The following is a 12,809-nucleotide window of genomic DNA, read 5'->3' on the forward strand; positions in this document are numbered from 1 at the left end:
TTCAGATCTCGGTAAGAGCTGTTTTTACGGAATTAAAATCACCCAAAGTTATCATTTTTATTTCATTCGCTTTATGTGCATGATACTGAGTTTCTACTTTTATATAATTCTCAGTAAAACCATACATAACGCTATCATGTTGAGTATGCTNNGCTCAAATAACACTTTTCGCTTTGTACCTTGCTGCGACCGATAGAATGCGTGCAATTTTTCGTCTGATAGATCAAGTAGAGCCTTACAACGTGCATGCTTAGTCTTAGGATCTACTTCGTGATCTATTTTCAAGGCCTGCGTATTCGGACGTTCCGAATATGTAAAAACATGCAATTGTGAAAAATCAAGACTTTCTAAGAAAGCTTTTGCATCTTCAAAATATTCATCGGTCTCGCCTCTTGTACCAACAATAACATCAACTCCGATAAATGCATCAGGCATTACGGATTTAATCTTTTCTACTTTATGTCTGAATAATGCAGTATCGTAGCGGCGACGCATCAATTTAAGCACAGCATCGGAGCCCGACTGTAAAGGAATATGAAAATGAGGCGCAAAACGTTTTGATTGAGCTACAAATTGTATAATCTCATCGGTAAGCAAATTCGGCTCTATGGATGAAATCCGATAACGCTCAATACCCTCCACTTCATCTAAAGCTTTGACTAAGTCAAAAAAAGTTTCGCCGGTGGTTCTACCAAAGTCTCCGATATTTACACCTGTTAGAACAATCTCCTTTCCTCCTTTTTCAGCAACCTCTTTTGCCTGCTTTACCATACTTTCTATCGAACCATTGCGGCTGCGTCCTCTGGCAAAAGGTATTGTACAAAAAGAACAAAAATAATCACAGCCATCCTGCACTTTCAGAAAATAGCGAGTACGATCATCCTGTGAACACGATGGAACAAATGACTTTATTTTATTCGTTTTAGAAGTATGTACTACTCCTTTATCTTTTTTCTTTAGTTCATCAAGATAAGCTACTACATCGAGCTTCTGCTCCGATCCCAGTACAATATCCACACCTTTTATACCCGCAATATCTTCGGGTTTAAGCTGAGCGTAGCATCCTGTTACTATAACATAAGCACCGGGGTTTTCTTTGATCATCTTACGTACTGCCTGACGACATTTCTTATCTGCAAATTCGGTTACGGAGCAGGTATTTATAACACATATATCTGCAACTTCCCCATCTCTGGATCGACGAACACCAACTTGGGATAGTTGTCGCCCGATAGCTGATGTCTCTGCAAAGTTTAATTTACAGCCCAATGTAAGATAGGCTGCTTTTTTATTCTCAAAAATTGAATTATCTATCATTGTATATTACAGAACCTAATTTAATAATATTGAAATAAATAACTTTGTTCTACAAGCAATTTATTAATTATTGTCATACAAAAAGAGTACAAAATTACACAATTACGTGAAACTTTACATATAAAATAGTTGTAGATTATGATGATAGTCTCTATTTTTGCACAAAATTTATAAAAATGAGCAACAAATCATGATTGACAAGAATCTAATAACCTTATATGAAGACAGTTTTAGAAACAATTGGGACTTGAAGGGCTTGTCTGACTATTCTGAAAAAAAAACATTGTATTATAAAGATCTGGCTCGTGAAATAGCTAGAATACACATATTACTGGATGATGCTCAAATAGCAAAAGGAGATAAAGTTGCTCTTATTGGCAAAAATAATATTCCTTGGTGTGTTACTTACCTTGCCGTTATCACTTATGGTGCTACCATTGTACCTATTCTACAGGATTTCCATGCAGACAATATACAGCATATAATCAATCACTCTGAATCAAAATTATTATTCACAGCCAATAATATATGGGACTCTCTGGATGAAGATCATATACCGGGAGTAAGAGGAGTATTCTCTATTAATGATTTCAAGCTTACTTGCTTGCACGAAGGAAAAGGAGAAAAACTTTCCCTGGCGGTAGAAGAATTATACAAAAAAATGAANNGAGAAGTACCCCAATGGTTACACTCGTGATGACATCAATTATGCCAAAGTAGACAACTCGGAAGTAGTACTCATTAATTATACTTCGGGAACAACAGGCTTTAGCAAAGGGGTTATGCTTACAGCCAATAACCTTGCCGGAAATATAACTCATGCTCAATATCTGAAATTACTATTCAGAGGACAAGATATCGTTTCTTTTCTTCCACTGGCGCATGCTTACGGCTGTGCGTTTGAATTTTTGTATTCCTTGACCGAAGGCTCGCACACGACACTACTAGGAAGAGCTCCTTCGCCCAAAATATTGACAGAGGCCTTTGCCGAAATAAAACCACACCTTATCATAACAGTACCTCTTGTTATTGAAAAAATATACAAAAAAGCAATTTTACCTAAAATAGAGAAGCCTGCAATAAAAATGGCCTTGAAAATTCCGATTGTAAAGGATCAAATCTATGCAAAAATAAGAAAAGGCTTGATAGATGCTTTAGGAGGTAATTTTCATGAAGTGATCATTGGTGGTGCAGCTCTAAATGGAGAAGTGGAAGCCTTTCTTCACAAAATCAAATTTCCATTTACGGTTGGTTATGGTATGACTGAATGTGCTCCTTTAATTTCATACGAACATCATTACGATTTTATACCCACATCTTGCGGTCGAATATTAGACAATATTATGGAAGTCCGTATAGACTCGCAAGACCCTTATAATATTGTAGGAGAGATACAGGTAAGGGGAGAAAATGTAATGAAGGGTTATTACAAAAATGAAGAAGCGACAAAAGCAGCCTTTACTGAAGATGGCTGGTTGAAAACAGGAGATTTGGGAACTATAGATAGAAATAACACCATTTTCATAAGAGGACGCAGCAAAACGATGTTGCTAGGCCCTAATGGACAGAATATATTCCCGGAAGAAATAGAATCTAAGCTTAACAATATGCCGTTCGTATTGGAAAGCCTCGTCGTAGAGCGAAATGGTAAATTGGTTGCATTAGCTCATCCTGATTATGAAACTATGGATGCCGCCCATGTAGATCACGAAATGTTGCCGGCAATAATGGAACAAAACAGGCAAAACCTGAATAAGATGCTTGCAGCATACGAAAATATATCGGCGCTACAAATTTATCCGAGTGAATTTGAAAAAACTCCTAAAAAAAGCATAAAAAGATATCTATATGATAACTAAACAGTTATAGCATATTTAATAATAAAAAAGGCCCCCCCTCAGAAAAAAAATAAAAAAAACACTAAAAAAAATATAATTGTGCTGTACAACATGTAAAGAAATATGTATATATTTGCATCGTGTTATCAGAAATTATAACTCAAATACATTTACCGTTTAAGTTTTAATAGAAAAGAAAATGAAAAAATTAGTTTTATTTGCTGTTGCTGCTATCGCAATCTCTTTCGCATCATGTAATAACAAAGCTGCTGAAGAAGCTGCTGCTAAGGCTAAAGCTGACTCTTTAGCTGCTGTTGAAGCTCAAGTAGCTGCTGAAGCTGCTGCTAAAGCTCAAGCTGACTCAATCGCTGCTGCTGCTCAAGCTGCTGCTGACTCTGTAGCTACTGCTGTAAAAAAATAATCCAGCGACAGTTAAGATTTATGAAACCTGTATGAGGTAATACACTCATACGGGTTTTTTTATTATAGTTATTTTTTATTTAACGATCTTTAATATTAAAAATAACTATCTTTGCACACTCAAAATCGCACAAACAAATATAGAAACAATATAATATCTAAATGGAAACTGAAAAAGAACATTGGGATATAGAAATCAAACCGCGCGGAAGCAATTTTTCCCTTAATATAAAAGAAGTCTGGCAATATCGTGACTTATTACAAATGTACGTTCGCCGCGATGTTGTAACTATATACAAACAAACTGTACTCGGCCCTCTATGGTTCATCATTCAACCACTATTTACTACAATAATGTATATGTTTGTATTTGGAAATATAGCCCAAATACCAACGGATGGACTACCTCAGCCATTGTTCTACCTATCTGGAATATTATGTGCGGGATACTTTTCTGACTGTATGGGAAAAGCCTCAGGAACCTTCATCGGTAACGCCGGAGTGTTCAGCAAAGTATACTTTCCTCGATTAGTAGTTCCGATATCAAGTGTTATTTCCAATTTAGTACGATTAATAATCCAACTAGGGCTATTCCTTGCCGTATACTTTTATTTTGTATATAATGGCACAGATATCAAACCTAATATATATATATTATTCTTTCCGTTATTGGTTTTAATGCTGGCCGGATTAGGGCTAGGTTTTGGCATATTAATATCTTCTGTTACAACAAAATACAGAGACATGGCTATTCTGTTTGGTTTTGTAACCGGATTGTGGATGTATGCAACACCAATAATATATCCGCTCTCGGTAATGAAAGAAAAATATGAAGAATATATGTGGATCATACAGCTGAACCCATTAACATCTATCGTAGAAGCATTAAGGTACGGTATTATGGGAGCAGGTACAGTTGATTGGTTTTGGCTCAGCTATAGTTTTGTTGTTACAATAATAGTCATCATTCTCGGTTCATGGGTATTTAACAAAGTAGAACGCAGTTTTATTGATGTAGTGTGATATATTATAACCTATGAGAATATACCTATGTTCTTTCGCAAATAAAGCAATATCCAAGAGTTTTCTCAGGTTGCGAAAACAGGCTGAGGAAATGAATATGTTTGATGAGATATACTTCTATACAGAATCGGACTTAAGTAAAGATTTCAAGAAGCAATTTAAGAAACAATTAATTCCATATTCAAGAGGATTCGGTTTTTGGTGTTGGAAACCGCAAATTATTTCCCAAACATTAGAAAAGATGGATGTAGGAGACATATTACTCTATATGGATGCAGGCTCTCACTTAAATGTAAGAGGAAAAGAACGTTTATTAGAGTATGTTGATATAGTAGATAAAGCTCCGACCGGTATATTGGCTTTTAGAAGTCCTGAACACTTGGAAAGCAAATTAACGAAAATGGATATCTTCAACTACTTTGGTGTTGCTAGTGATAAATTTTACACAGATACTACCCAAATAGAAGGTGGACATATTTTTATAAAAAAGAACGATATATCGCTCTCTTTTGTCAAAAAGTGGCAAGAGGCATATAATATCGATTTTAGTTTAGTTACAGATGAGCCTTCGAGAAGTAAAAATTTCGACAATTTTGTAGATAATAGACATGACCAAAGTTTATTTTCCATTTTAGGAAAAAAATATAATATAACTACCTTATCTACAGACGAAACATATTCCATAGATTGGACTATAATGACTAAATTTCCGCTACTGGCAAAACGAGATATAGTATATCAAAGTAAGATTCATTTGAAACACAAAAGAGAATTAGGTGGTATATATCGGAGATTGTGGAAACTATTATATAGATAATAAGGCTAATAAGATGCAAAATAGAAGAAAAATATCAGTCAGTGCTATTGTTACAGGATACAATGAAGGATACATTCTGGAGGATTGCCTGAAATCAATTTCTTTTTGCGAGAATATTAAATATGTAGATCAAGGCTCTAATGATAATTCGATAGAAATAGCGAAGCAATATAGTAATGAAATCATAGAGCACGAGAGGGTACCGCTAGGCGAAGCTATTGTTGCAGAGTATTACAAATCGGAAAAAAATGATTGGATACTTATAATAGATCCCGATGAACGAATTAGCTTTGAGCTATATAAAGATATAATAGCACTTTTTGAAAAAGGAATCCCTGATAATATTGGAGCTATACTCGTTCCTTGTATATATTATTACAAAAAGCATCTATTGAAAGGAACTCGCTGGGGAGGTATTCATTCCCGTATGCTATTGTTTCACAAAGACAGATGTAAAATGACAGGAGTAGTACATGCGGGCAGAACAGTACTTCCACCTTATGAACCATTTTGGATTGCATACAATGGAAAAAATATAGATCATCATTATTGGATGATCAGCTTTTCTCAATTACGGGAAAAACATTTAAGATACTTGAAAATGGAAGCTGAATCAAGAAATCTCATGGGATTTGTTGCTTCAAGAAAAGGCATCTTAAAACGTCCATTTAGAGCTTTCTACTCTTGTTATTTCAAAATGAAGGGGTATAAAGACGGACTTTATGGATTATTATTATCTTTTTTCTGGGCATGGTACGATACATGTGCGGAGATAAGATTATATAAATATCAAAAACAACAGAAATAAACAAATCTGAATATGTCAGACATTGCAATAAAATTTGAAAATATATCTAAGCAATATCGTTTAGGATTAGTGGGTACAGGAACTATAGCACACGATCTAAACCGCTGGTGGCATGTTGTAAGGGGCAAGGATGACCCCTATCTGAAAATAGGAGAAGTAAATGACCGTTCATCAAAGGCTAGCAGCAAATATATCTGGGCACTTAAAGATATAACTTTTGATGTAAAACAAGGAGAAGTGTTAGGCATAATCGGTAAAAACGGTGCAGGAAAATCAACCTTGCTTAAGATATTATCGAGAGTAACATCTCCTTCTACCGGTACGATTAGAGCCAAAGGACGAATAGCCTCATTGCTGGAAGTAGGTACAGGATTCCATCCGGAGATGACCGGTCGTGAAAACATCTTCATGAACGGCTCAATTATGGGAATGACCAAAGCCGAAATAAAGAGAAAACTGGACGAAATTGTAGATTTTGCGGGCGTAGAAAAATATATAGATACTCCCGTTAAACGTTACTCTTCGGGTATGACAGTTCGACTTGGCTTTGCAATTGCAGCACATTTGGAACCCGAAATACTCGTTGTGGATGAAGTTTTGGCGGTCGGTGATGCCGAATTTCAAAAAAAAGCAATCGGCAAGATGCAAGATGTGTCGAAAGGAGAGGGACGCACAGTGCTGTTTGTGAGTCATAACCTGGATACAGTAAAAAAGCTATGTACAAAAGCAATTCTCCTAAGAGATGGAACTCTGTATAAATCCGGAAGTGTTAATACTATTTTAGATACATATATAACTGAGGGTAAAAATGTAAGTGAGGTTAACTTCAATAAACAAATTGAGGAAAACCTGATTATAGAGTCGGCATATATAACAAATGAGAAGAATGAAGTAGCCAATGAAATACTAACGGGAGAAAAATGGAAAGTACGTCTAAAATATAAAGTAAAAGATGATGGAATTAGAAATATCGTTTTTGCTTGCGGACTCTGTACAGCTTTAGATATCCCCATTAATACCACTTGGTCTGCTCCTCAGAGTCAAAGCAAAGGTGAATACGAAATAGAGTTTTTGTGTGATCAACTTTTCTTACAAAGAGGCACATACAAAATTGTAATCGGCATATCAAGAGGAAATGAGAGCTTATTTTATGATGATTCTTCTTTACAATTCGATGTTATGCTTATCCCGAAGAACATTAATGAAAATCTGATAAAGGTAGATGGAACAACCGGATTATTAATAAATCAATTTAATATTAATATCCAGAAAAGATAATAGCTGTGATTATTTTTGGTTCAAAGAGAATATGAAAATTGTAAAATTACAAGGAGGATTAGGTAATCAGATGTTTCAGTATGCGGTAGCACGCATGTTGGAAATTAATAAAAAGAAAGATATTTATCTTGATCTTTCCTTTTTAAGGATGAATAATGTTTCTACAGATTGTTTTACAGCTCGTGACTTTGAATTATCAATCTTTCCTCATTTGAGAGGAAAAAAACTAAACAGTTTGCAAGAAAAATTTTTGTTTTCAAATAGAGTGAAGTATAAATCTATTAGAAAAATAGCAAATATAAACTTTCACAAAACATCCCAGCTTGAGAATGAAATAGTAGAAATTCCATTCGGGATAAAAAATGTATATCTCGATGGTTTTTTTCAGTCCGAAAGCTATTTTAAACATATCCGATTCGATTTAATTAAAGATTTTGAATTTCCTGAATTAGATACAAAAAATGAAGCCCTCAAAAAGACGATAATAAATAATAATTCGGTAAGCATTCATATAAGGCGAGGAGACTATGTTCATTTGAAAAATGCAAATACATATCATGGTGTTTTAAGTTTAGAATATTATCAAAACGCTATAAAAAGAATAGAAGAAGAAGCAAATGAGCAGTTATCATTCTTTATATTTTCGGACGATCCTGAATATGCAAGTAAGAGTTTGTCTTTCTTGCCCAATATGCAAATTGTAGATTGGAATATAGGCAAAAACAGCTGGAAAGATATGGCATTGATGCAAGCCTGTAAACATCATATTATTGCTAATAGCAGTTTTAGCTGGTGGGGAGCATGGCTATCTGAAAGGAACGGAATAACATATGCTCCGGCAAAGTGGTTTAATAACGAATCCAAATATAATATAAATAATATAATACCCTCTGATTGGGTTATAATATGATCAATACGTTAGTTTCTATTATAATGCCGGCGTATAATGCCGAGAACTTTATTTCAGAATCGATAGAATCTGTTATTGGACAAACATATGCCAATTGGGAGCTAATTATCGTTGATGATGGTTCGACGGATAATACTAGAAACGTTGTTCATAGTTATATAAATCAAGACTCCAGAATACACTATTTTTTTCAGGAAAATGCGCGACAAGCTAAAGCCCGAAATACAGGTATAAAAAATAGCAAAGGAGATATTATTGCATTTCTGGATGCCGATGACCTTTGGCTTCCCCAAAAGTTAGAGCTATCATTAAAGGAATTCTACAATGGAGAACAAGATGTGTTATTTACCGATGCTTATATTTTTAACAATTCTACTCAGCTATCAGACTACGAGAATTTACCCAATATAAATATCGTGGCTAAAACATATCACGGAGATGAAGGACTAAATGCTTTCTTATATGAAAACAGAATTCCAATCCTAACGGCTATAGTAACAAGAGAAAGCATATTGAATGTAAATTGTTTTAGAGAAGAAAACAAAGGAGGAACAGAAGATTATGAATTATGGCTAAATCTTCTGGCGAATAATCATATAATCAGAGGAACTGATTTAAAACTATCTTTATACAGAATACACAGCAACTCTACAACTGCTACCAATAATATGGATATTAACGTAATAAAAATGTTTTCACGCTTTTTTACCGAATATCCTAATTTAAAGAGTAAATATAAAAAACAAATAGTGTATTGGTTATCTAAAATATTGAACCTGGCGACGAATAAAAATGAACTTTCTCAAGTATTTAACAAAGAGGTTTTGAATAGTCTAAATATAAACTGTAATCGTATTTATTTTTGGTATTATATACAAAATCTGCTACCTTTCAATCTTTCGAAAAGACTGTTAGGCATGCTTTTAAATAATTATCAACAATGATGACGAAGATATCTATTATAGTACCTTGCTACAATCAGGCGCAGTATCTTCCCGACTGCTTACAGTCTATTGTTGAGCAAACATACTCCGACTGGGAATGTATCATCGTTGATGACGGTTCTCCCGACAATACAGAAGAGGTCGCCCTGGAATGGGCAGCTAAAGATAACCGCATAAAATATCTAAAGAAAGCGAATGGAGGGTTATGCTCTGCTCGCAATGCAGGAATCAGTAAAGCTGAGGGTGAATGGATCTTACCGCTTGATGCTGACGATAAAATCGGTAATAGATATTTAGAACTAGCATACAATAAAATGATTGCTGAGCCAGATGTAGGGCTCATTTATGCTAATGCTGTTTTCTTTGGAGATAAGAATGGTAATTGGGATCTTATGCCCTATGATTATAAGACTCTGCTAAGAAGCAACATTATATACTGCTCTGCTTTTTATAAAAAAGAAGATTGGATAAAATGCGGAGGGTATGATATCAATATGAAGCATGGATGGGAAGATTGGGAGCTTTGGATCAATTTGTTGGGTACTACAAAGAAAAGTGTACATAGACTCAATTATACAGGGTTTTACTACCGAATTAAAAACATATCTATGATTGAATCTTTTATGAAAAATCAGGATATAATAAAAGAAACAACTGTATATGTCTTCAAAAAGCATATAGATAAATACATAGAGAATTTTGGAACATTTCAGTCTGTTCTAGATTCTAACGATAATCTTCGAAGAGCAAATGAAGGTCTAAAAAACAGGCTGACCCGATATGAAAATAATTACCTCATAAAGATGATAAATAAACTCTATAGTTTTTATAAAAAGCTAAAGTAAGAAGATATACAAGCAGATGATTTCCATTATAGTTTCTACATATAAACCGAATAACTTTAAAACCTTCTCCGAAAATATAAAACAAACAATCGGAGTTGATTATGAAGTAATTGCCATCGAAAATACGGGCATCATGGGACTATGTGAAGCGTATAACAAAGGAATATCAAAAGCAAAATACCCATATCTATGTTTTAGCCATGATGATATAAAAATAAACACTCCGAATTGGGGTAAAATCATCGTTGATCAGTTTACAGAAAACACAGATACCGGGATAATAGGCATCGCAGGAGAAGGTTATAAGCCGTGGGTGCCGACAGGATGGTTTTTTTCATTCGAGAGCATATCCAGAAGGATAAATATAACCCAAGTTTCTACAGACAAGAATGTAAATAAAGTATATTATAACCCTCAAAAAAAAACATCAGACAATGCACTTGTAGTAGATGGTTGCTGGTTTTGTACCACAAAAAAAATAGCAGAGGAATTTCATTTTGATGAGAGTATCTTCAAAGGATACCATTGCTATGATATAGATTTTTCGTTACAAGTAAGCCAAAAGTATCAAGTTTTAATTTCATACAAAATTGATATTGAGCATTTCTCATATGGGAGCTATTCTAAAGATTGGATCGCCGAGACATTCAAGTTTCATAAGAAATGGAAGAGCCTTCTGCCTTTATCATATAATTCAATATCAAAGGAGGAAATAGCGAACAATGAATTTCACGCATTTTGTTATATTTTGTCCGAAGCAGTTAAAAGTAGAACTCACTTATGGAAAATATTGGATTTATTATATTCCTTTAAATTATTGCAGCTTATAGGATTAAGAAAATGGATAAAATTACACACATACACTTGGTCTGCTGTACTCAGAAGAGTTATAAATAAAAACGATTAAAAATGGTATCAGTTATTCTTCCCAATTACAATCATGCTCCATATCTGAAACAACGTATTGAATCAATACTAAATCAGACATACCAGGACTTTGAGCTGATAATCTTGGATGATTGTTCACCGGACAATAGTAAAGATGTAATTGAAGAATATAGGAATAATTCTCATATATCGCATATTGTATATAACGAGACTAATTCGGGTTCTACATTCAAACAGTGGAAGAAAGGAATCGACTTAGCCAAGGGTGAATATATCTGGATTGCGGAAAGTGACGATTATGCAGAGCTTACGTTTCTTGAAAAAACGATGGATTCTATTTCTAAATATAATTCAGCACTCTGTTTTTCTCTCACAACAATCGTTGACAAAGGTGGCAATAGAGTAATGGAGCAACTCGCTATCCTACCCGATTACTCGATGGATATCAATCAGTTCACTGAGAACTATTTGTTATATAGCAATCCTATTTGTAATGCCAGTATGGTGGTTTTCAAGAAAGATGCTATCGCCGCAAATCGGTGGAATAATATTATAAATTTCAAATACTGTGGTGACTGGTTATTATGGAGCAGCTTCTTGGGTGAGGGAGAAGTTACGGTGTCTGAAGTAAAAGAGTATCTAAATTATTTTAGAACACATTCGGTAAATGTATCAAACAAATCCGAAGACAGAGGACTGGGAATATTAGAGGGTTATAAAGTTTCCGAAATTATAGCAAAAAGACTACATTTGAAGTTAGGGAAAGAATATAGCAAGAACTGGTATTACAAATGGCAATCATATAAATTAAAGTTTTCATACTCGAATTCTGTAAACAAAGCTATTTTATCAATGTTTATAAAGGAACGCCCGATGGTTGCTTATTACGAACTCAAAAGATTAATATCGAGACTTATAACAAGATGAAAGTATCTATTGTAACAATTAACTATAACAATGCCGCAGGGTTAGAGAAAACGATTAACAGCGTTATCTCTAATGATCTGTATGATATTGAATATATTGTTATTGATGGGAACTCTACCGACGGAAGTGTTGATGTTATAAAAAAATACGAAAGCAAAATAAACTTTTGGATCAGCGAATCTGACTCTGGCATATATAGTGGTATGAATAAAGGGATCAGGCAAGCAACAGGGCAATATATATTGTTCGTAAACAGTGGAGATGTAATAAAAGAGGATTGTGATTTACAATCGATTATATCCCAAATCACAGGGGAAGATATCGTATATTTTGATATGGAAATTGCTGATAGTTTATCAAAGACAAGCTATATAAAACAATATCCCAGCAATCCTGATTTTAAATATTTTGCAGAAGACACGCTACCTCACACAGCTTCTTTTATAAAAAAAGAACTTTTGGTAAAATATGGATATTATTCGGAAGAAAAAAAGATAACTTCAGACTGGGCTTTCTTTATGGACGCAGTATGTCTACTGAATTGTACATACAGACATATTAATGGTTGTTTTTCTACTTTCTATATCGATGGTATCAGTTCAAATGCTTCAAACAAGCAATTGCTTTTCAATGAACGCAACGACCATATAGCTCACTCTTATCCTATCTATAATACCTTATATAAAGACTGGATGGATAAAAGACAAGAGCTATATAAATTAAAAACATCAATAAGTGTAAGGTACTTAAAGAAGCTAGATTTACTAAAATGGCTTAAACTATAAACTTTATAT

General features: G+C 34.2%; 11 protein-coding genes and 2 pseudogenes. 12 read left to right on the top strand and 1 reads right to left on the bottom strand.

The window, feature by feature from the left end:
• Nucleotide 1: 1 nt before the first annotated feature.
• Nucleotides 2–1,317: pseudogene (mtaB, locus tag B3P17_RS04390) on the bottom strand (tRNA (N(6)-L-threonylcarbamoyladenosine(37)-C(2))-methylthiotransferase MtaB).
• A gap of 190 nt (nt 1,318–1,507) precedes the next feature.
• Between mtaB and B3P17_RS04395 the strand changes: the two are divergent.
• The 12 genes and pseudogenes from B3P17_RS04395 (at nt 1,508) to B3P17_RS04450 (ending at nt 12,800) form a co-directional block, all read left to right on the top strand.
• A pseudogene (locus B3P17_RS04395) lies at nt 1,508–3,176 on the top strand (AMP-binding protein).
• 178 nt (nt 3,177–3,354) lie between these two features.
• Nucleotides 3,355–3,576, top strand: a complete 222-nt coding sequence (locus B3P17_RS04400; protein ID WP_006843518.1) for a hypothetical protein — start codon at nt 3,355–3,357, stop codon at nt 3,574–3,576.
• Between the two features lie 161 nt (nt 3,577–3,737).
• Nucleotides 3,738–4,598 (top strand): ABC transporter permease, encoded by an 861-nt coding sequence (locus B3P17_RS04405; RefSeq protein ID WP_291103749.1) that lies wholly within the window; start codon nt 3,738–3,740, stop codon nt 4,596–4,598.
• A gap of 13 nt (nt 4,599–4,611) precedes the next feature.
• Nucleotides 4,612–5,415: a hypothetical protein gene (locus tag B3P17_RS04410; RefSeq protein WP_291103752.1), complete on the top strand. Its 804-nt coding sequence runs from the start codon at nt 4,612–4,614 to the stop codon at nt 5,413–5,415.
• Nucleotides 5,416–5,428: 13 nt separating this feature from the next.
• The gene (locus B3P17_RS04415) at nt 5,429–6,223 is read left to right on the top strand and encodes a glycosyltransferase (protein WP_291103754.1); all 795 of its coding nucleotides are present in this window, start codon (nt 5,429–5,431) and stop codon (nt 6,221–6,223) included.
• A 12-nt stretch (nt 6,224–6,235) separates the two neighbouring features.
• Nucleotides 6,236–7,501 carry an ABC transporter ATP-binding protein gene (locus B3P17_RS04420; RefSeq protein WP_291103757.1) on the top strand — a complete coding sequence of 422 codons (1,266 nt, stop codon included), beginning with the start codon at nt 6,236–6,238 and terminating at the stop codon, nt 7,499–7,501.
• A gap of 31 nt (nt 7,502–7,532) precedes the next feature.
• On the top strand, nt 7,533–8,411 hold the full coding sequence (locus tag B3P17_RS04425; protein WP_291103760.1) for an alpha-1,2-fucosyltransferase: 879 nt from the start codon (nt 7,533–7,535) through the stop codon (nt 8,409–8,411).
• Complete coding sequence (locus tag B3P17_RS04430; protein WP_291103762.1) at nt 8,408–9,355, top strand: glycosyltransferase family 2 protein; 948 nt, start codon at nt 8,408–8,410, stop codon at nt 9,353–9,355. Before B3P17_RS04425 ends, B3P17_RS04430 begins: the two co-directional genes overlap by 4 nt.
• On the top strand, nt 9,352–10,200 hold the full coding sequence (locus B3P17_RS04435; RefSeq protein WP_291103764.1) for a glycosyltransferase family 2 protein: 849 nt from the start codon (nt 9,352–9,354) through the stop codon (nt 10,198–10,200). The genes B3P17_RS04430 and B3P17_RS04435 overlap by 4 nt, the downstream gene beginning before the upstream one ends.
• A 16-nt stretch (nt 10,201–10,216) precedes the next feature.
• Complete coding sequence (locus B3P17_RS04440; RefSeq protein WP_291103766.1) at nt 10,217–11,107, top strand: glycosyltransferase; 891 nt, start codon at nt 10,217–10,219, stop codon at nt 11,105–11,107.
• Between the two features lie 2 nt (nt 11,108–11,109).
• Nucleotides 11,110–12,015 carry a glycosyltransferase family 2 protein gene (locus B3P17_RS04445; protein WP_291103769.1) on the top strand — a complete coding sequence of 302 codons (906 nt, stop codon included), beginning with the start codon at nt 11,110–11,112 and terminating at the stop codon, nt 12,013–12,015.
• Nucleotides 12,012–12,800 (top strand): glycosyltransferase family 2 protein, encoded by a 789-nt coding sequence (locus B3P17_RS04450; RefSeq protein WP_291103772.1) that lies wholly within the window; start codon nt 12,012–12,014, stop codon nt 12,798–12,800. The genes B3P17_RS04445 and B3P17_RS04450 overlap by 4 nt, the downstream gene beginning before the upstream one ends.
• Nucleotides 12,801–12,809 lie beyond the last annotated feature (9 nt).

The organism is Dysgonomonas sp. UBA7630 (genome assembly GCF_002483985.1).
In the GTDB taxonomy this organism is placed as follows: Bacteria; Bacteroidota; Bacteroidia; order Bacteroidales; family Dysgonomonadaceae; genus Dysgonomonas.